Below are 25,256 nucleotides of genomic sequence, written 5' to 3' on the forward strand. Positions count from 1 at the left end.
AAATGTACACACTTTTCAACTTGAAAAATAAATTTAGTAAAAAGACAAGGCAGTTATTTCTGCTTGTCGCATTCTTATTTATTTCAATTAGCGCAAGTTTCGCTCAAACGATTACAATTGTGCCAAATGCAACTACTCCAGACGGAAGTAAAAATGCCGGCGATATAATTAATTATAGCGTTGCGGTATATAATTCTGGTGCAATTCCTTTAAATAATGTAGCGATTTCAAGCTCTAAAGGAACTGCTATGACATTAAATAGCGGAGACTTAAATAACAATAGTATTTTAGATGCAGATGAGAGCTGGGTGTACACAGGTTCTTACACAATTACTGCAGCAGATATTACAGCTACAAAAGTAGATAATGTATTTAGTGTTACAAGTACAGAAATTACTACGGCAGAAACTGCAACTCATACAGAAAATGTTCATGAAGATGATATTTCATTTGCATCAGTATTTGCAATATCAAATATTGTTGCAACAAATGATGATTTTTCAGCAACAGCTGTAAATGGTATTAATGGCGGAACTGCTGGTAATGTTTTTACAAATGATACAATAGATGGTGTAACAGCAACTTCTACCAATGTTACAGTCTCATTAATAGATTTAGACGGCTTAACCGGTGCTACAATTAATGCAGATGGTTTAGTATCTGTACCAGCAAATTCTGCAACAGGAAGTTATACGTTAGTTTATAAAATTTGTGATAGTTCAAATGCAAATAATTGCGAAACTGCACAAATTATCGTAGTTGTAGATGGAGATTCAGATGGTGACGGAGTTTTAGATTCTGTGGATGAATGTAATGGTTTTGATGATAATTTAGATAACGATAATGATGGTGTTGCAGATGGTTGTGATTTAGATGATGATAATGATGGTATTTTAGATTCGGCAGAAAATGCGTCAAGCGGAGATCCGATTGTTGATACTAATGATAACGGAGTTTTAGATTACCAAGATCCTGCAATTTCTGGTTTTTTAGATTCAAATTCTGATAACATAGACGATAGATATGATATAGATTTAGACGGAACTATAGATCAATTTGATACAGATGCAGATGGTGATGGTTGTAACGATGTATTAGAAGCTGGTCATACAGAAAGCTCAACAATGCCCGGAGAAGTTCAGGGTTCAGGTTATAACGCAACAAACGGTAGAGTTACAGGTTTTACAACGGCATATACAGGTACAAATACTAATGTTTCAACTGCAGGTACAGCAGCTTCTATAACTGCTCAGCCACCAAATAGAAATATTTTAGTAGGAGAAAACACTACTTTTACCGTAACTACAGATGGTACAATTTTTCAATGGGAAATTAGTACAGATGGTGGTACAGTTTACAATACTGTTTTAGACGGTGGTGTTTATTCTGGTACAGCTACAAATACATTAACTATTACAGGTGTAACAAGTGCGCAGAATAATTACAAATATAGAGTTGTTGTTTCTAAATCTACTTATGCTTGTCCTACAGTTTCAGATGCAGGTACATTAACTGTTTTTACAAATGATCCGCCAGTAGCAAGTAGCAACGCAATTACTGTTGCAGAAGAAAGTACGGGTACACCATTAGGTTTAATGGCGCCTACAGATCCAGATGCAAATGCAATTACAATAACAGTTACAGGTTTGCCAAATTTAGGAATTGTTAAAAAAGCAAACGGAGATGTTGTTGCAAACAATTCTAATTTAACTCCAGCAGAGGTAGATGGTCTAATTTATGATGCACCAACAGCTTACGACGGAGTAGCAGATCCGGGAGAATTTACGTACACAGTTTCAGACGGAATAGCAGCACCAGTAACAGGTACAGCAGATATAACAATAACAGCTGTAAACGATTTACCAGTTGCAAATTCAGACGCAGGAACTGCATTAGAAGATAACCCTGTTAATATAGCAACAATTGGTAATAATGATACAGATGAAGATGGCAATGTTGTGCCATCAACAATAATTTTAATAGATCCTACAGATGCAGGAAATACAGGAGAAACAGGAAATCCTTTAGTAATTGCAGGTAAAGGAACTTACACTGTAGATGCTGCAGGTAATGTAACTTTTACTCCTGAAGATAATTTTAATGGCGATGCAGACATCAACTATACAATAAATGATGATAGTGGATTTACATCAGATCCAGGAACTTTAGATATATCAATTACACCAGTAAATGATGATCCAGTTGCAAATCCAGATGTAAATACAGTAATAGAAAATACAACATTATCTGTAACAGCTGCAAATGGTTTATTAAGTAATGATACAGATCCAGAAACAGACCCATTAACGCTTTCAGAATATACTGTTAATGGAACAAACTATACTGCTGGAGCAGTTGCAACATTACCAGGTGTTGGGGTAATTCAAATAAATGCTGATGGAAGCTATCAGTTTTTACCAGTAAACGATTACGTTGGACCTGTTCCAGTAATTACATACACAATAAGTGATGGTAATGGAGGCACAAGTTCTTCAACATTAACAATTACAGGAATTGCAGATTCAGATAATGATGGTATTGCAGATATTGAAGACCTAGATTCAGATAATGATGGTATTTTAGATATAGTTGAAGGTTTAGGTACAGACCCAACTGCAGATGCAGATAATGATGGCACACCAAATTATTTAGATCCAGATTCAGGAACTTTAGATGGAAATGGAATTGCAGCAGGTTTTGATTTTGATGGAGATGGTATACCAAACCATTTAGATTTAGATTCAGACAATGATGGTATTCCAGACGTTTTAGAAGCAGGTTATGCAGATACTAACAATGATGGTATTGCAGATGCTGCAGCAGTTAGTACAGGAGCAAACGGTTTTGCAGACGGATTAGAAACAACACCAGAAAGTGGAGTTGCAGCAAACAATCCAATCAATACAGATGCAAGCTCAGACATCAATCCAAACTTATACAATTTCTTAGACAGAGATTCAGACAATGATGGTATTTCAGATACAGAAGAAGCATTTTCAGATAATGCAACCTACACAGACACTACAAATGATGGTATTATAGATGGTTTTGTAGATACAGATAATAATGGTTGGCATGATACTATAGATGCAGAAGCAACATTTCCAACATTCTTAAACTCAGATACAGATACCATACCTAACTATTTAGATTTAGATTCAGATGGCGATGGTTTACCAGATACTTTCGAAGGGAACTTTCAAGTTACAGATGGAGATAATGATGGTATTGTAGGAACAGGAACTCCAGCAGATTCAGATGCAGATGGTTTGGCAGATACAAACGACCCTGATTTTGGAGGAAATATTTTAGGAGGTTTTGGATTTAACCAAGACAGAGACGGCGATGGTGTAAAAAATTATTTAGATATAGATATTGATAATGACGGAATTATTGATAATATAGAAGGACAATCAACTACAACATATGTTGCCCCTTCGGGATCAGATACAGACAATGATGGTATCGATAATGCTTATGATGTTGATAATGGTGGAGTAGGAATTGGTTACACAAACACAGATGGTGGTTCTGCACCAGATTACGCAGATACAGATTCTGAAAATGATGGAATATTTGATATTTCTGAGAACAATATAGACAATTCTATAGATGCTGTTTTAGATGCAGATGCAAATGGAATTATAGATCCAGCTAATTTTACAGATTCAGATAATGATGGTTTAGCAGATATTTTTGATAATGTTTCAGGAATATCAACAACAAATAATGCAACAAACGGAGATCAATCAGGCGTAAATGGTGGTGCAAAAACACAGCCGGATACAGATCCTATTGGAGGAGATAGAGACTGGAGAGAGTCTTCTACTCAAGATAATGATGGTGACGGAATTAATGACATCGTAGATTTAGATGATGATAACGATGGTATTTTAGATGTTGATGAAGATTTTAATGAAGATGGTGATAATAACCCAAGAACAAATCCGTCTGATAAAGATGGAGATGGGATACCTAATTATTTTGATTTAGACACAGATAATGATGGAATTACAGATTATATTGAAGCAGGAGGAACAGATGACCCAGATGGAAATGGTCAACCTGGAACAGGTGTTTTAGATAATACAGAAGTAAACTCTAAAGGTATTCCTTTAGCAGTTTCACCAGATACAGCAACTACAGGAACTAGCGAGACTTCAAGTTTAACAATACCAAATACTGCAGGAGCAGACAATCCTAACTTTGTAGATTTAGATTCTGATAATGACGGAATAACAGATGTAATTGAAGCCGGAGGAATAGATCCAGATGGAGATGGAAAATATGGTGCAGGGTCTTTAAATGATGTAGATTCTGATGGGTTGATAGATGCAATTGACCCTTATGATGATAGAAATGGTAACGCAGATACTGCTTTAAACCCAGGTGAAAAATTAACAATACCTAATACAGACGGAGATAGTTTACCAAATTATCTAGATTTAGATTCAGATGATGATTCTATTCCAGATAATGTAGAGGCACAAAGTACTTTAGGTTACATTCTACCAGCAGCAAATGATACAGATGAAGATGGTTTAAATGATGCTTATGATTCTACAAACGGTGTTGGAACTGCTGTTGTTCCTGTTGATACAGATAATGATGGAACACCAGATTATTTAGACTTAGACTCAGACAACGATACTTTAAAAGATATTGTAGAGGTAGGAAATGCAGCATTAGATACTAATGGAGATGGAAAAACTAACGGAACTACAGGTGTAAATGGATTAGAAAACACTTCTGAAAGTGTAGACGGATATGATGACGCTAACGGAATATATAATGACCCAAAAACAGATTTTGCAGATGAAGATGGAGATTTAAATACTGGTGGAGATGTAGATTACAGAGACATTTTAGATTTTGATAACGATGGTATTGCAGATGCAATAGATTTAGATGATGATAATGATGGTATTTTAGATACTGCAGAAACGCCAGGAGCAGTAAATCCAGATGCAGATGCAGACAATGATGGAACACCAGATTTTAAAGATCCTGATTACCCAGGTTTTGCAGATACAAATTCAGATGGAATTAACGATAATTTCGATTCAGATTTAGATGGTATTCCAAATCATTTAGACACAGACTCAGACAACGATGGTTGTCCAGATGTTACAGAAGCAGGTTTTACAGAAAGTACAACTACAGCAGGTACTGTATCTGGTACAGGTATTGAATCAGATGGTACTGTTACAGGAGCACCTTACACAGGTACAAATACAAACGTAACTACTGCAGGTACACCAGTTGTTATAAGTACACAACCTCAAGATCAAAATGGTTTTATCGCGGGTAGTGTGTCATTTAATGTGGTTTCAACAGGTAATGTTTTTCAATGGCAACAAAGCACAGATGGAGGCACAACTTTTACAGATATAGTAGATGGAGGAAACTATAGTGGAGCAACAACAAATACTTTAACAATTAGTAACTTAACAACTGCAGAAAACGGATATAAATACCAAGTAATTGTATCAAAATCAGACTATGCTTGTGAGACTCCATCAACTCCACCAGCTACACTAACAGTAAGTAATAACCCACCTGTTGCTGTAGACGATTTAGGAAATACCACAAATGAAGACACTCCAATTATAGTGTCAACTATAGGTGCAAATGATACAGATGTAGAAGATACAACACCTGTAGCTTCAACAATTATATTAATAGATCCAAACAATGCTTCTAATACAGGAGTAACAGGAACTCCTTTAGTAATTGCTAATGTTGGTACTTACACAGTAGATCCGTTAGGAAATGTAACTTTTACTCCAGTACTTAATTTCAACGGAACAGCAGATATTAATTACACTATTAAAGACAGCAATACTAATGTTTCAAATGAAGCAACAATTGGTATAACAGTAAATTCAGTTAATGATGCACCAGTTGCAAATAACAATTCAGGAACTATTTTAGAAGGAGCTGTTTTAACATTAAATACAATTGGAGCAAATGATACGGATGTAGATGGAACTATTGACCCAACAACTGTGGTATTAATAGATCCAAGTAATCCTGCAAATACAGGTGATTCTGCAAATCCTTTAGTAATTCCAAATGTAGGAACATATACAGTAAATGGAGCAGGAACAGTTGTATTTACTCCATTACAAGACTTTAATGGTTCTGCAGATATCTTATATACAGTAAATGATAATGATGGAACAACTTCAAATCAAGCAACTTTAGATATTACAGTAACCCCAGTAAATGATGCTCCAGTAGCAGGTCCAGACTCTCAAACATTTAATGAAGACACCAATTTAACCATAACTGCTGCAAATGGATTATTAAGTAACGATACTGATGTAGATGCAAATCCATTATCAGTAACCCAATTTGTAGTAAATGGAACTACAGTGCCAGTAAACCCAACTACAGGAGGGGCAACTAGTATACCAAACGTAGGAACTTTAACAGTAAACTCAGATGGTAGTTATAGTTTTGTACCAGTACAAGACTTTAATGGTACAGTACCACAAGTTACTTATACAGTAAGTGATGGAACAACCTCTGTAAATTCAACATTAGATATTACAGTAACTCCAATAAATGATGCACCAGTAGCCGTAAACGATACGTACACAGTTAATGAAGATACAGCAGTTACTTTAGCACCATTAACAGGCGATAGTGATGTAGATGTAGATACGTTAAGTATTACAAGTATTAACGGCACCACATTAACACCAGGAACAGCTCAAACCATTGCAGTGCCAGATGGTACAGTAACAGTATCAGCAACCGGAGTTATAAGTTTTAAAGGAGATGTGAATTTTAATGGAACATCAACATTTGCATATGAAATAACAGATGGAAATGGCGAAACAGCCACAGCCAATCAAATAATTACAGTAACGCCAGTAAATGATGCACCAACAGCCAATCCAGACACAGCAAGTGTAAATGAAGACACAGCATTAGCTGTAGTAAAAGCAGACGGATTAATAGATGTAAATGATACAGACTTAGATGGAGATACATTAACGGTAACTCAGTTTGTAGTAGGAGGAACCACAGTACCAGTAAGTTCAGGAACACCAGGAGTAAGAGTAATACCAAATGTAGGAACATTAACCGTAAATTCAGATGGTAGTTATATTTTTGTACCAGTACAAGACTTTAATGGTTCAGTACCACAAGTAACTTATACAGTAAGTGATGGAACAACCTCTGTAAATTCAACATTAGATATTACAGTAGATCCTGTAAACGATGCACCAGTAGCCGTAGACGATACGTACACAGTCAATGAAGATACAGCAGTAACGTTAACACCATTAACAGGCGATAGTGATGTAGATGGAGATACGTTAAGCATTACAAGTATTAACGGAACAGCTTTAACACCAGGAACAGCACAAACAATTACAGTTCCAGATGGAACCGTAACAGTTTCAGCAGCAGGAGCAATCAGCTTTAAAGGAGATGCGAATTTTAACGGAACATCAACATTTGCCTATGAAATTTCAGATGGTAATGGAGAAACAGCCACAGCTAATGAGGTAATTACAGTTACTCCAGTAAATGATGCACCAATAGCAAATCCAGATACAACAAGTGTAAATGAAGACACAACATTAACTGTAGTAAAAGCAGACGGATTAATAGATGTAAACGATACAGATTTAGATGGCGATACATTAACGGTAACTCAGTATGTAGTAGGAGGAACCACAGTTCCAGTAACTTCGGGAACACCAGGAGTAACTGCTATACCAAACGTAGGAACGTTAACCGTAAATGCAGATGGTAGTTATAGTTTTGTACCAGAACAAGATTTTAATGGTGCAGTACCACAAGTAACTTATACAGTAAGTGATGGAACCAATACTGCGAATTCAACATTAGACATTACAGTAGATCCTGTAAACGATGCACCAGTAGCCGTAAACGATACGTACACAGTCAATGAAGATACAGCAGTAACGTTAACACCATTAACAGGCGATAGTGATGTAGATGTAGATACGTTAAGCATTACAAGTATTAACGGAACAGCTTTAACACCAGGAACAGCACAAACAATTACAGTTCCAGATGGAACCGTAACAGTTTCAGCAGCAGGAGCAATTAGCTTTAAAGGAGATGCGAATTTTAACGGAACATCAACATTTGCCTATGAAATTTCAGATGGTAATGGAGAAACAGCCACAGCTAATGAGGTAATTACAGTTACTCCAGTAAATGATGCACCAATAGCAAATCCAGATACAGCAAGTGTAAATGAAGACACAACATTAACTGTAGTAAAAGCAGACGGATTAATAGATGTAAACGATACAGATTTAGATGGTGATACATTAACGGTAACTCAGTTTGTAGTAGGAGGAACCACAGTTCCAGTAACTTCGGGAACACCAGGAGTAACTGCTATACCAAACGTAGGAACGTTAACCGTAAATGAAGATGGTAGTTATAGTTTTGTACCAGAACAAGATTTTAATGGTGCAGTACCACAAGTAACTTATACAGTAAGTGATGGAACCAATACTGCGAATTCAACATTAGACATTACAGTAGATCCTGTAAACGATGCACCAGTAGCTACAGATGATATTGCAGGTACAGATCCAGATGTAGCAATAGATATCCCTGTGTTATCAAATGATAATGATTTAGATGGAGATATTATTTCAGTTTCTAATATTACAGCACAACCAACAAATGGTACAGCTACTATAAATTCAGATGGAACTATAAAGTATACACCAAACTCAGGATTTAATAATGGTTCAGATACATTCACTTATGAAATTTCTGACGGAAATGGAGGTACAGATACAGCAACAGTTACAGTAACAGTTCCAATTTCACCATTTCCACCAGTTGCAAATCCAGATACAAATATAACTTCAGAAGAAACAACTTTAACAGTTGTTGCTGCAGATGGAGTACTTAAAAATGATACAGATGGAAACTTAGACCCTTTAAAAGTTGTAAGTTATACTGTAAGTGGTGTATCAGGTACAAATACTGCTGGAACAACATCAACAATACCAAATGTTGGTACAATTACATTAAATGAAGATGGTAGTTACACATTTGTGCCTGCTCTAAACTTTAATGGTACTGTACCAACTATTACTTACACTGTAACAGATAGTTCTGGTTTAACAGTAGATGCAACAAGTACTTTAACTATTACAGTAACTCCTGTAAATGATGCACCAATAGCATTACCAGATACAAATACAACAGCAGAAGATACTGTATTAACAGTAACAGCTGCAAATGGACTTTTAGCTAATGATTCAGATATAGATGGAAATCCATTATCTGTAACACAGATTACAATTGGTGGTACTTCATATCCAGCAGGAACATTAGCAGTTTTACCTGAAGGAAATTTACAAGTAAATACTGATGGTAGTTATACATTTACACCAGCAGAAGACTTTAATGGTACTGTACCACAAGTAACTTACACAGTTTCAGACGGTACAACAAGTACAACTTCTACTTTAGATTTAAATGTTAACCCAGTTAATGATAGACCAGTAGCTGCACCAGATACTAATACAACAGTAGAAGACACTGCTTTAACAGTAACAGCTGCAAATGGTGTTTTAAGTAACGATTCTGATGAAGAAGGAGATGCCTTAACAGTAACATCAATTTCTATCGGAGGCTCAATTAGAACAGTAGGTTCAGACATTGTTTTAACAGAAGGTACATTAAAATTAAATGCAAATGGAAGTTACTCTTTTGTGCCAGCAGCTAATTTTAATGGTACTGTACCACAAGTTACATATACAGTTTCAGATGGATTATTATCTACTACAAGTACTTTAGATATTACTGTTACACCTGTAAATGATTCACCAACAGCATTACCAGATACAAATACAACAGCAGAAGATACTGCATTAACAGTATCTGCTGCAAACGGTGTTCTTAACAATGATTCAGATACAGATTTAGACCCAGTAACAGTAACTAAATTTACTGTGGGTGGTATTTCATATAATGCAGGAGAAACAGCAACAATTACAGAGGGTGCAATAAATCTAAAAGCAGATGGTAGTTATACATTTACTCCAGCAGCAGACTTTAATGGTACTGTACCACTAGTTACTTATACAGTTTCAGACGGTGCAAATACTACAAACTCAACATTAAGTTTAGCTGTAACTCCAGTAAATGATGTACCAGACTTAGTTGCAGATATAAATACAACATCAGAAGATGTTACTTTAACAGTAGCTGCAATAGATGGCGTTCTTAAAAATGATAGTGATAAAGAAAATGACCCACTAACTGTTACACAATTTACAGTAGATGGTACAAACTTTACAGCTGGCAATACTGCAACAATCACAGAAGGTACTATTAAACTAAATGCAGATGGTAGTTATACATTTACTCCTGCTGCTAATTTTAATGGATCTGTACCACAAGTAACTTATACAGTTTCAGATGGTACAACAACAGCAACATCTACATTAGATATTACTGTAACACCAGTAAACGATTCTCCAATTGCAGTAGCAGATACAAATGCAATTAATGAGGATGAAGTATTAAATTTAACAGCTACAAACGGATTATTAAATAATGATTCAGATCCAGAAAACGATCCTTTAACAATAACAAAATTTGTGGTTGGAGGTACTACTTACACAGCAGGAAGTACAGCCAATTTAACAGAAGGAGACTTAAATATTAACGCAGATGGTAGTTATACATTTACGCCTGCAACTAATTTTAACGGAACGTTACCTGTAGTAAATTATACAATAACAGATGGTATAAACACAGATAATAGTACGTTAGCAATTACAGTTAATCCTATAAATGATGCACCAACAGTTATAGCAGATACAAATACAACTGTAGAAGATGTAACATTAGTAGTTGCAGCCGCAAATGGTGTTCTTAATAATGATTCAGATTTAGATGGTGATGTAATTAATGTATCAGGATTTAGTGTTTCTGGAACATCTTATTTAGCAGGCGAAACTGCAACAACTCCAGCAGGAACAATTACTTTAAACTCAGATGGTAGTTATACATATGTTCCAGCAACTGACTTTAATGGAGCTGTACCACAAGTAACTTATACAGCAACAGATGGTATAGATACAGCATCATCAACACTAGATATCACTGTAACTCCAGTAAACGATCCACCAATAGCTGTAGTAGATATCAATTCTACAAATGAAGATGTAGCATTAGATGTAGATGCAGCTAGTGGTTTATTAAATAATGATACAGATCCAGAAGGGAATGCAATTTCAGTAACACAATTTACAGTTAATGGAACTTTATATACTCCTGGTACATCAGCAACAATAACAGAAGGAGTTATAAAAATTAATGCAGATGGTAGTTATACATTTACACCAGCAACAAATTATAATGGAGCAGTACCTGTAATAAATTATACTATTTCAGATGGTACAAATACTGCAAATAGCACATTAACACTTTCAGTAGATCCAATTAATGATGCACCAACAGCAGTACCAGATACAAATACAACAGCAGAAGATGTAACATTAACGGTTACAGCAGCAAATGGTGTTCTTAATAATGATTCAGATGTAGATGGAAATCCACTTACAGTAACTCAATTTGAAGTAGGAGGAACAACAGTTTCAGCAGGTAACCCAGTCACTGTTCCAGAAGGTACAATTACTGTAAATTCAGATGGTAGTTATGTATTTGTTCCAACAGCAAACTTTAATGGAACTGTACCAACCATAACTTATACAGTTTCAGATGGTACAGCAGATGCTTCTAGTACATTAGATATAACTGTTATACCAACAAATGATTCACCAACATTAGTTGCAGATACAAATACCACACCAGAAGATACCACTCTAAATGTTACAGCAGCAAATGGTGTTTTAAATAACGATTCAGATATAGATGGAGATACGTTAACAGTAACTAAATTTACAGTAGGTGGTACTACTTATAATGCAGGTCAAACAGCAATATTAACATCAGGTACAATTACATTAAATTCTGATGGTAGTTACAGTTTTACACCAGCTACTAATTTTAACGGTTCTGTACCAACTATAACTTACGAAGCTACAGATGGTTCAAATACAGCAAATAGTACATTAAATATTACAGTAACTCCTGTAAATGATAATCCAGTAGCAATAGATGATACATCATCTACAGACCCTGGTATATCAGTTAATATTCCAGTTTTAATCAACGACTCAGATTTAGATGGAGATATTTTATCTATTAGTTCTGTAGGAACTCCTGGAAAAGGAACAGCTGTTTTAAATGACAATGGAACCTCTGGAGATACATCAGACGATTATATTGTATATACCCCTCAAGCAGGTTTCAATAATGGTACAGATACATTTACCTATGAAATTTCTGATGGTAATGGAGGTACAGATACAGCAACTGTAACAATTGCAGTTCCACAATCTGCATTTTCTCCAGTTGCAAATCCAGATACAAATATTACAGATGAAGAAGTAACTTTAACAGTAGCAGACGGAGCTACTAAGAGTTTAATTAAAAATGACACAGATGGTAATTTAGATCCTATTACAATTACACAGTTTGTAGCAGGTGGTATGACGTATACAGCAGGTCAAACTGCAAACTTACCAGAAGGTGATCTAACTATAAATGCTGGTGGTGGTTACACATTTGTACCAGCAACAAACTTTAATGGTATTGTACCAGCAGTAAATTATACAATAACAGATAGTACAGGTACACCAAACGCAAGTAGTACTTTAACAATAACTGTAAACCCAATAAATGATGCACCAGTTGCAACTCCAGATACTAATACAACCCCAGAAGATACTATATTAACAGTTTCAGTATCAAATGGCTTATTAAATAATGATTCTGATATAGATGGTGATGTACTTTCTGTAAAAGAATTTAGTATTGGAGGTACAACATATCCTGTTGGAAACGCAGTAAGTTTAGCAGAAGGTTCTTTAACTATAAATGCAGATGGTAGCTATAATTTTGTGCCAGCAGCAGATTTTAATGGAACTGTTCCTCAAGTAACTTACACTATTACAGATGGTACTGTAGATACAATCTCAAGTACATTAGACATCACAGTTACTCCAGTAAATGATGCACCAGTAGCAGTAAATGATTCAGGAAATACAACTCTAGAAGATACAGCCATAACAGTAGCAACTGTTGGAGGTAATGATACAGATGATGGAGCCATAGACCCATCTACAGTAACATTAATAGACCCAAGTAATCCATCAAATACAGGAAGTACAGGTAGTCCATTGGTAATTGCAGGAGTAGGAACTTATGAAGTTGATATTTTAGGAAATGTAGAGTTTACGCCAGAGGCAAATTACAATGGACCAGCAAGTGTAAACTATACAGTTCAAGATAACGATCCTACAACACCATTAACCTCAAATGTAGCAACAATAGATATTACAGTAACCCCAGTAAATGATGTTCCAGTAGTATTAAATGAAACAAATACAACTGTAGAAGATACCCAGTTAGTTGTCACTGCAGCAAATGGTTTATTAACGAATGACACAGATGCAGATGGAGATCCATTAATTATTTCAACTTTTGAAATTGGAGGAACTATATACAATGCAGGAGAAACAGTAACACTTTCAGAAGGTATAATAAAAGTTTCGCCAGATGGAGGTTATGTATTTACACCAGCAAGTAACTTTAATGGTACAGTACTACAAATAACATATAATGTTACAGATGGTACAGCAACAGTTCCAGGTACATTAGACATCACAGTTACCCCAGTAAATGATGCACCAGTAGCAGTAAATGATTCAGGAAATACAACTCCAGAAGATACAGCCATAACAGTAGCAACTGTTGGAGGTAATGATACAGATGATGGAGCCATAGACCCATCTACAGTAACATTAATAGACCCAAGTAATCCATCAAATACAGGAAGTACAGGTAGTCCATTGGTAATTGCAGGAGTAGGAACTTATGAAGTTGATATTTTAGGAAATGTAGAGTTTACGCCAGAGGCAAATTACAATGGACCAGCAAGTGTAAACTATACAGTTCAAGATAACGATCCTACAACACCATTAACCTCAAATGTAGCAACAATAGATATTACAGTAACCCCAGTAAATGATGTTCCAGTAGTATTAAATGAAACAAATACAACTGTAGAAGATACCCAGTTAGTTGTCACTGCAGCAAATGGTTTATTAACGAATGACACAGATGCAGATGGAGATCCATTAATTATTTCAACTTTTGAAATTGGAGGAACTATATACAATGCAGGAGAAACAGTAACACTTTCAGAAGGTATAATAAAAGTTTCGCCAGATGGAGGTTATGTATTTACACCAGCAAGTAACTTTAATGGTACAGTACCACAAATAACATATAATGTTACAGATGGTACAGCAACAGTTCCAGGTACATTAGACATCACAGTTACCCCAGTAAATGATGCACCAGTAGCAGTAAATGATTCAGGAAATACAACTCCAGAAGATACAACCATAACAGTAGCAACTGTTGGAGGTAATGATACAGATGATGGAGCCATAGACCCATCTACAGTAACATTAATAGACCCAAGTAATCCATCAAATACAGGAAGTACAGGTAGTCCATTGGTAATTGCAGGAGTAGGAACTTATGAAGTTGATATTTTAGGGAATGTAGAATTTACACCAGAGGCAAATTACAATGGACCAGCAAGTGTAAACTATACAGTTCAAGATAACGATCCTACAACACCATTAACCTCAAATGTAGCAACAATAGATATTACAGTAACCCCAGTAAATGATGTTCCAGTAGTATTAAATGAAACAAATACAACTGTAGAAGGCACAGTATTAACAGTTTCTGCAGCAAATGGGTTATTAACAAATGATACAGATGCAGATGGAGATCCATTAAGTATTGCAACTTTTGAAGTTGGAGGAACTATATACAATGCAGGAGAAACAGGAAATATTCCAGAAGGAACTATCAAAATAAGTTCAGATGGTAGTTATATCTTTACACCTGCTTTAGACTTTAATGGCACAGTACCAACAATTACGTATAGTGTTACAGATGGTACAGCAACTGTACCAGGTACTTTAGACATTACAGTAATCCCAGTAAATGATGCACCAGTAGCTGTTGCAGACGTAAATACTACAAACGAAGATACACCATTAACAGTATCAGCAGCGAATGGTTTATTAGTAAATGATTCAGATATAGAAAATGATGCTTTATCAGTAGTATCACTTTTAATAAATGGTACACTAGAAACAGTAGGTACACCAATTACGTTAACAGAAGGAGTTTTACAAATAGAATCTGATGGTAGTTATACATTTACACCAGCAGCTAACTTTAATGGAACTGTACCACAAGTAACGTACACATTAAGTGATGGTACAGATACTGTAACTAGTACGTTAGATATCACAGTAACCCCAGTAAATGATGTACCAGTAGCAGTAGCAGATACGAATTCAACACCTGAAGATGTAATATTAACGGTTAGTGCAGCAAACGGATTGCTAAATAACGATACAGATCCAGAAAACAATTCACTAACAGTAACAAGCTTTACAGTAGGAGGTACTACCTATACAGCAGGAAATACTGTAAATTTAGTAGAAGGTTCACTGATAATTAATCCAGATGGTAGCTATGTATATACACCAGCAGCTAATTTTAATGGTTCTTTACCACAAATTGCCTATACAATTACCGATGGTGCAAATACAGCAAACTCAACATTAGATATTTCAGTTTCTCCTATAAATGATGCGCCTGTAGCAACAAATGACGTTACATCAACAGATCCTGGAGTAGCAGTAGTAATAGCTGTTTTACCAAATGATACAGATGTAGATGGAGACGTGTTAAATGTTTCTTCAATTGTTACTCAGCCAGCAAATGGTACTGTGGTAATTAATGGAGATAATACAATAACTTATACCCCAAACCCTGGTTTTAACAAAGGGTCAGATTCTTTCGAATATCAAGTTTGTGATACTAATGGCTTGTGTGACACTGCAACTGTGAATATTACAGTGCCAAAATCATTCTTGCCACCAGTTGCAAATCCAGATTCAGAATCTACACCAGAAGATGTAACTTTAACAGTAGATACAGTAAATGGTTTATTAAATAATGATACCGATTCGAATCCGGGAGAAACACTAACTGTAGTTACTTTCCAGGTTGATGGTACAAACTATACTGCAGGAGAAACAGCAACAATTACAGAAGGTCAAATAACAATTAATGCAGATGGTAGTTATACTTTTGTACCAACAGCAAATTATAATGGTTCTGTACCAGTAATTGGTTATACAATTTCTGATGGAACAGGAACTGCACCAGCAAGTAGCACTTTAACAATAAGTGTTTCAGGTATTAATGATGCGCCAATTACCACACCAGATGTAAATACAACTTTAGAAGACACACAATTAAATGTTTCAGCTTCTAATGGTTTATTAACAAATGATAGTGATCCAGATGGAACACCATTAACTTTAGTAGAATTTAACATAAATGGAACAACATATCCATCAGGAACAACAGTACCATTAACAGAAGGTTCTATTACTATTAATGCAGATGGTAGTTATATTTTTAATCCTGCAACAGATTATGTAGGTTCAGTTCCACAAGTAACCTATACTGTTACAGATGGAGTAGAAAATATATCATCAACATTAGATATAACAGTTACAGGTGTTAATGACGCACCAATAGCAGTAAGTGACCTTGGTAATACAGGAAATGAAGATACTCCTGTAACTATTCCATTGATTACTTCAAATGATACAGATGATGGAACTGTAGATGCATCTACAGTAACACTAATAGATCCAAATAATGCTACTAATACAGGTAATTCAACAAGTCCTTTAGTAGTTCCAGGAGTAGGTACATATGAAGTAGACAGTTTAGGGAATGTAACATTTACTCCAGAACCAAACTTTAATGGTAATGCAGATGTAGACTATACTGTAAAAGACAATGATGGTTTAGATTCTAATACAGCAACAATAGGTATAGTTATTTCACCAGTAAATGACGCACCAAATGCAGTAGCAGATGTAAATACAACACCAGAAGACACACCATTAGTTGTAAATGTTACAAACGGAGTATTAAGTAACGATACAGATATAGAAAACACCCAATTAACAGTATTAGAATTTACTGTAAATGGTACAGATTATCCAGCAGGAACAACAGCAACATTAACAGAAGGTACAATAGTTATAAATTCAGATGGTAGTTATACATATACACCTTCTTTAGATTATACAGGTGCTGTACCACAAGTAACTTATACAGTATCAGATGGTAAAGACAATGTGTCTACTACTTTAGATATCACAGTTACAGGTCAAAATGATGCACCTGTTGCTAATGATGATTCAGCAACAACAGTACAAAATACACCTGTAACACTAGCAACAATTGATGCTAATGATATAGATTCAGATGGTACAGTAGATGCAAGTACAGTAACATTGATAGATCCAAACAATCCATCAAATACAGGAGACGCTACAACACCACTAGTAATTCCTAACCAAGGAACTTACACTGTTGATAGTTCAGGAAACGTAGTATTTACACCAGAACCAGAATTTACAGGTGAAGCTATTATAAACTACACTGTAAAAGATGATAATGGTTTAGATTCTAACACAGCACAAATTACAGTAACTGTTCAACCAGATAATGATGGAGATGGTATAATAGACACTGTAGATTTAGATGATGATAATGATGGTATTCTAGATACAGTAGAAAATGGAGGAACAGATCCATTAAACGATTCAGATAATGATGGTATACCAGATTATAAAGATCCAGACAACATCACATCAGATATAAATAATGACGGAATTGACGATAACTTTGATAAAGATAAAGACGGAATTATAGATCAGTTTGATAATGATTCAGATAATGACGGTATTTCTGACTTAGTTGAAGCAGGTGGAGTTGATGCAGATGGAGACGGTAAAGTAGATAACTTTACAGACACTAATAATGATGGTTTAGATGATACAATCGCTAATAGTCCATTACCAGTATTAGATTCAGACGGCGACGGAGTTCCAAATTACAAAGATTTAGACTCAGATGCAGACGGAATTATAGATAACATCGAAGCGCAAAATCCATTAACGTATGTAGCTCCTTCAGGTGTAGATACAGATAAAGATGGTATCGATGATACTTACGATTTAGACTGTGCGCCTTGTGGTTCTATAACAGGATCTCCTGTAAATAATCTAGAAAATGCAGATTCAGATGCATTGCCAAATTATTTAGATTTAGATTCAGATAATGACGGAATTGTAGATAACATCGAATGGCAAACTACAGTGGGTTACATTGCACCAGGAGCAGATTCTGATGGCAATGGTTTAGCAGATGTTTATGAAACTGCACCAGGATCTGGTAACCCAATTAGATTCCCATTAAATACAGATGGTATAGATCCGCCAGATTATACAGATGTAGATTCAGATGGCGACGGTGTTCTTGATACGGTTGAAGCTTATGATACAGATGGAGATAATGTTGCAGACAATGGAAATGTATTTTCAGGAGTAGATTCAGATGGAGATGGTTTAGATGATGCTTTTGATTTAAACACTGGCGGCTTAACAGATCCAGATGCAGCATCAAATAATAATCAAGATGTTACATTATTCCCTAACGATCAAGATCCAGGAACAGCAGAAGTAGATTTTAGAGATAAAATTACTTTCGGAGTATTAGTTGATACAGACGGTGATGGTATTACAGATGATATAGATATAGATGATGATAACGATGGAATTGTAGATGTAGTAGAATCATTAGGTTTTATTCCTTCATCATCAGCAAACGATCCTAGATGTATATTACCTAACGTAAGTTTCCAAAATCCAACTTATGTAGCAGGAACAGGTGCTTCTGGTTCGGGTTCTATAGGAGCTAAATATCGTTTCGAAAATGTTGTAGATGTTACAGGTTTTGGTGGAACAGGAGGTATTTTAGATGCAATTGTAGAAATTACAGATATTAAAGGAGGAGCATCATTAATATCTATAGATAATTCTACTACAGGTAATCCAGATGCTTGGCAACCAGAATACACAGTGCCAACACCAACAGGTAATAAAGCAGAAATGGCTTTTAGAGTAATTCTTGTAAACGATAACACTAATACACTTTATAATATTAGTAGATTTAGTGGGTCTATTTATGATATTGACGGAGCAAACGCAAGAGAATCTGTGATACTTTCTAGACCAGGTTTATATGCAGTAGATAATGAAACTTTATTAACTGTTACAGACAACCCTGCAACAGGTTTAGTAACTTTTGAAGGACCAGATGATACTTATGCAGGTGTAGACACATCACCAAGAATAGCAGCATATTTTGGTTATTATAATACTTCTGCTTTTGATATTAGATTCTCTGCAGAGTTATTATCAACATCATCAAATACAAACTTAGGTTCTGTGTTGTTCTCTGGTTGTGCTATAAACGGATTGTTTGAAGGAAATACAGCTTCAAGCTCTCCATCACAAACAAACGGAACTTCAGAAAACTCAGGTCCCGGAACATTCCCATTATTTACAGTAAATGATGGTATTGATAGTGACGGAGATGGAATATCAGATGATAAAGATATTGATTCAGATAATGATGGAATTCCAGATAACGTAGAAGCGCAAACTACAGCAGGTTACATCAAGCCAATTTCTGCAACAGCAGATGCAGATATGGATGGTTTAATAGATGCTTACGATAATAATGCTGTAATAAGCGGTTTAATACCTGTAGATACAGAAGGTGATTTTAATCCAGATTATTTAGATTTAGATTCAGATAATGATGGTTTAAGTGATACAGAAGAAGCCGGTTTTGTTAAGGCAACTGTTAATAATGATTCTGATGCAGATGGTTTATTAGATAGTTATGATGACAATAATACAGCAGGCGCATTATTTGATGTAAATGATGATCAAGATAACGGTGCAATAGATTTACCAGACCTTGATAATACATCTACACCAGAAGTAGATTACAGAGAAATTAAAGATAATGATAATGATGGTGTGCCAGATAGCGTAGATTTAGATGATGATAATGACGGAATTCCAGATTCAGTAGAACAAAACGGAGATCCATTAAGAGATACAGATAAAGATGGTATTCCAGATTCTCTTGATTTAGATTCAGACGGTGACGGTATTAGCGATTTAATAGAATCAGGGTTTGGGCAAGTAGATTTAGACAACGATGGTAGAATTGATGGTGCAGAAACAAATTCTGGTGCAAACGGATTATTTGATGCAATAGAAGATGGTGTAGAAAGTGGTACAACAATCAATAATCCGCAAGATTCAGATAAAGATGGAGTTTTAGATTTCCAAGATATAGATGACGATAATGATGGTATTAATACTCTAGAAGAAGATGTTGTTAGTATTAACGGAGATCCAACAGATGACGATTCTGACAATGATGGGATACCTAATTATTTAGACGAAGATGACGATAATGATGGAGTTTTAACTAAGGATGAAGACAACAATAATAATGGTAACTTTAATGATGATGATGATAATAATGATGGAACACCAGATTATTTAGATTCTTTAGATACAGATAATGACGGAATACCAGATAGTGAAGATTTAGATGATGATAACGATGGTAATCCAGATTCATCAGATCCAAATCCACTAGTACCAGGTGTAAGTCCAGAAACATTAACAGTTGTAGAAGGTTTATCAGGTGTTGTAAATGTATTGGCAAACGATGATTATTTACCAGGAACTAATACAACATTAACAGATGCTGGAACAGGAACTGCTACAGGCGTTGTAAGTTTTGATCCATTAACCGGAGAGGTGACTTATACACCAGCGGTAGGAGAAGAAGGAACAACAGTAACAGTAGATTATACAGTTTGTAATACAGCTGTAAATCCATCAGTATGTAAAACGACAGCAGTTACAATTACAGTTCAACCAGATAATGATAATGATGGCGATCCAGATGTTACAGATTTAGATGATGATAACGATGGTAATCCAGATTCATCAGATCCAAATCCATTAGTGCCTTCTGTAAGTCCAGAAACATTAACGGTTGTAGAAGGTTTATCAGGCGTTGTAAATGTATTAGCAAATGATGATTATTTATCAGGTGCAAATACAACAATAACAGATGCAGGAACAGGAACTGCTACAGGCGTTGTAAGTTTTGATCCACTAACCGGAGAGATGACTTATACACCAGGGGTAGGAGAAGAAGGAACAACAGTAACAGTAGATTATACAGTTTGTAATACAGCAGTTAATCCATCAGTATGTAGAACAGAAACAGTAACAATTACAGTTCAATCAGATAATGATAATGATGGTGATCCAGATGTTACAGATTTAGATGATGATAATGATGGTAATCCAGATTCATCAGATCCAAATCCATTAGTTCCAACCGTAAGTTCAGATGTGTTAACGGTTGTAGAAGGTTTATCAAATGTTGTAAATGTATTGGCAAACGATGATTATTTACCAGGAACTAATACAACATTAACAGATGCTGGAACAGGAACTGCTACAGGCGTTGTAAGTTTTGATCCGTTAACCGGAGAGATGACTTATACACCAGCCGTAGGAGAAGAAGGAACAACGGTAACAGTAGATTATACAGTTTGTAATACAGCAGTTAATCCATCAGTATGTAGAACAGAAACGGTAACAATTACAGTTCAATCGGATAATGATAATGATGGCGATCCAGATGTTACAGATTTAGATGATGATAACGATGGTAATCCAGATTCATCAGATCCAAATCCACTGGTTCCAACAGTAGGTTCAGATGTGTTAACGGTTGTAGAAGGTTTATCAAATGTTGTAAATTTATTAGCAAACGATGATTATTTACCAGGAACTAATACGACATTAACAGATGCCGGAACAGGAACTGCTACAGGCGTTGTAAGTTTTGATCCGTTAACCGGAGAGATGACTTATACACCAGCGGTAGGAGAAGAAGGAACAACAGTAACAGTAGATTATACAGTTTGTAATACAGCAGTTAATCCATCAGTATGTAGAACAGAAACGGTAACAATTACAGTTCAATCAGATAATGATAATGATGGCGATCCAGATGTTACAGATTTAGATGATGATAACGATGGTAATCCAGATTCATCAGATCCAAATCCACTGGTTCCAACAGTAGGTTCAGATGTGTTAACGGTTGTAGAAGGTTTATCAAATGTTGTAAATTTATTAGCAAACGATGATTATTTACCAGGAACTAATACGACATTAACAGATGCCGGAACAGGAACTGCTACAGGCGTTGTAAGTTTTGATCCGTTAACCGGAGAGATGACTTATATACCAGCCGTAGGAGAAGAAGGAACAACGGTAACAGTAGATTATACAGTTTGTAATACAGCTGTAAATCCATCAGTATGTAGAACAGAAACGGTAACAATTACAGTTCAATCAGATAATGATAATGATGGCGATCCAGATGTTACAGATTTAGATGATGATAATGATGGTAATCCAGATTCATCAGATCCAAATCCACTGGTTCCAACCGTAAGTTCAGATGTCTTAATAGTAACTATTAATACACCAGGTGTTGTAAATGTATTAGCAAATGATGATTACTTACCAGGAACTAATACGACATTAACAGATGCCGGAACAGGAACGGCTACAGGTGTTGTAAGTTTTGATCCATTAACCGGAGAGATGACTTATATACCAGCCGTAGGAGAAGAAGGAACAACAGTAACAGTAGATTATACAGTTTGTAATACAGCTGTAAGTCCATCAGTATGTAAAACAGAAACGGTAACAATTACGGTAGAAGGTGATACAGATGGAGATGGAATTCCTAATAACATTGATTTAGACGATGATAATGATGGTATACCAGATTCAGTAGAACAAAATGGTAATCCATTAAGAGATACAGATAATGACGGTATTCCAGATCATTTAGATCTAGATTCAGACGGTGACGGTGTAAACGATGTTGTAGAAGCTGGTAATGGAGCTTTAGATGCTGATAATGATGGTGTAATAGACGGTGCAGATACTGGTTCTGGTTCTAATGGATTATTCGACGGAGTTGAGGTAACGCCAGAAAGCGGAACTATAGATTATACACTTATTGATACAGATAAAGATGGTAAACCAGACTTTCAAGATACAGATGATGATGGTGATGGAGTTGATACAATAGATGAAGATGTTGTTTCTGTTAACGGAGATCCAACAGATGATGATACTGATAAAGACGGTATACCAAATTACTTAGATACAGATGACGATGGAGATGGTATTGATACTTCGGATGAAGATGTAGCTTTAATCAATGGAGACCCAACAGATGATGATACCGATAAAGATGGTATACCAAATTATCTAGATACCGATGATGATGGCGATGGTATTGAAACTATAGATGAAGATAATAACGGAGATTCTAACTTAAACAATGATGATGATGATTTAGACGGAATTCCAGATTATTTAGATGCAGATGACACCGACGGAGACGGCGTACCAGATAGTGTAGATTTAGATGATGATAATGATGGTATTCCAGATTTTATCGAAAACGGAGGTGATAATAGTTTAGATACAGATAATGATGGTATTCCAGATCATTTAGATTTAGATTCAGACGGAGATGGTTTAACAGATATAGAAGAATCTGGTTCTGGTGCAGCAGATGCTAATAATGACGGAGTTATAGATGGTTCTGAAACAGGTTCTGGAATGAACGGATTATTTAACAATTTAGAAACGTTTGATGATAGTGGTATTTTAAGTTATGTTGTTAGAAATACGGATTCAGATGATAAAAAAGATTTCCAAGATATTGATGATGATAACGACGGAATATTAACTATCGATGAATACATGTTCGATTGTGACAATGATCAGATTCCAGATCATATGGATGTTACAAATTGTGACTTGGTTCCGAATGCATTCTCTCCAAACGGAGACGGTAACAACGATACGTTTGTAATACCTGCACTAGCTAATTATCCTAATTTTAAATTAGAAATATCTAATAGATGGGGTAATAAAGTGTACGAGTATAATAATAATGGTAAAACGAGTCCAGATTGGTGGGACGGTTACTCTACGGGTAGATTAACTCTAAACGATAGTAAACCAGTACCAACAGGAACTTATTTCTACATTATTTACTTTAATGACGGCGTTAGAAAACCAATTACAGGTTGGGTATATTTAAATAGATAACAGATAAAAAATAAAGGCAATAAAAATGAAAAAAATAATTGTAATAATTACAGTGCTATTATTTACTGTTTCTGTAAAAGCACAACAAGACCCTCAGTATACACAATATATGTATAACATGAATATCATAAACCCAGCTTATGCTGGGTCATATGATGTTCTAAGTGTAAATCTTTTAGGTAGATCACAATGGGTTGGTATAGACGGAGCACCAAGAACATTAACATTAGGAATAAATTCTCCAGTAGGTAAAAATGTTGGTTTAGGCTTTTCTGTTATTGTAGACGAAATTGGTCCTGTAGAAGAACAAAATGTATACGGAGATTTTTCTTATACATTAAAAGTGGGTGAAAATGCAAATTTAGCTTTAGGTATTAAAGCAGGCTTCACATTTTTTAATGTTTGTTTACCGTGTTTAAATACTGTAAATGATAATGATCAAGCATTTATAAATCAGAATGCAAATAAAATTTTACCAAACTTAGGTGCAGGTGCATTTTATTATACCGATAAGTTTTATGCAGGTTTATCAATACCAAATCTTTTACAAACATTTCATTTCGAAAAAGAAGGTGGTCAAGTAACAAGAGCATCAGAAAGAAAACACTTTTTTTTAACAACGGGTTATGTGTTCGATTTATCTGATGATGTTAAATTAAAACCATCTACAATGGTAAAAGCAGCAGAAGGTGCGCCATTATCAATAGACTTTTCTGGAAATGTACTTTTATATGACAAATTAGAATTTGGGCTTTCTTACAGATTAGATGAATCTGTTTCTGCATTAATAAATGTAAGAGCATCAAAAAGTTTAAGAATAGGTTATGCTTATGATTATACATTAACAAACTTGGGTAATTTTAACTCTGGTTCGCACGAAGTTTTTGTGCTATTTAATTTCGATTTTGAAAGAAATAAAATTAAATCTCCAAGATTCTTTTAGTTTTAACACAA

At 35.3% G+C, this 25,256-nt stretch carries 2 protein-coding genes; both read left to right on the plus strand.

The features are described from left to right. The first annotated feature begins 2 nt into the window (after positions 1–2). The gene (locus tag BXQ17_RS14445) at positions 3–24,302 is read left to right on the plus strand and encodes an Ig-like domain-containing protein (RefSeq protein WP_187661401.1); all 24,300 of its coding nucleotides are present in this window, start codon (positions 3–5) and stop codon (positions 24,300–24,302) included. 25 nt (positions 24,303–24,327) lie between these two features. After that, positions 24,328–25,245 (plus strand): type IX secretion system membrane protein PorP/SprF, encoded by a 918-nt coding sequence (locus tag BXQ17_RS11875; RefSeq protein WP_077810845.1) that lies wholly within the window; start codon positions 24,328–24,330, stop codon positions 25,243–25,245. The last annotated feature ends 11 nt before the right edge of the window (positions 25,246–25,256 follow it).

Source organism: Polaribacter sp. BM10, from assembly GCF_002005425.1.
Taxonomy (GTDB): domain Bacteria; phylum Bacteroidota; class Bacteroidia; order Flavobacteriales; family Flavobacteriaceae; genus Polaribacter; species Polaribacter marinaquae.

Coding starts and splice junctions, on each gene's coding strand:
- BXQ17_RS14445 (WP_187661401.1), top strand. CDS start 3: ATGTACACACTTTTCAACTTGAAAAATAAATTTAGTAAAAAGACAAGG.
- BXQ17_RS11875 (WP_077810845.1), top strand. CDS start 24,328: ATGAAAAAAATAATTGTAATAATTACAGTGCTATTATTTACTGTTTCT.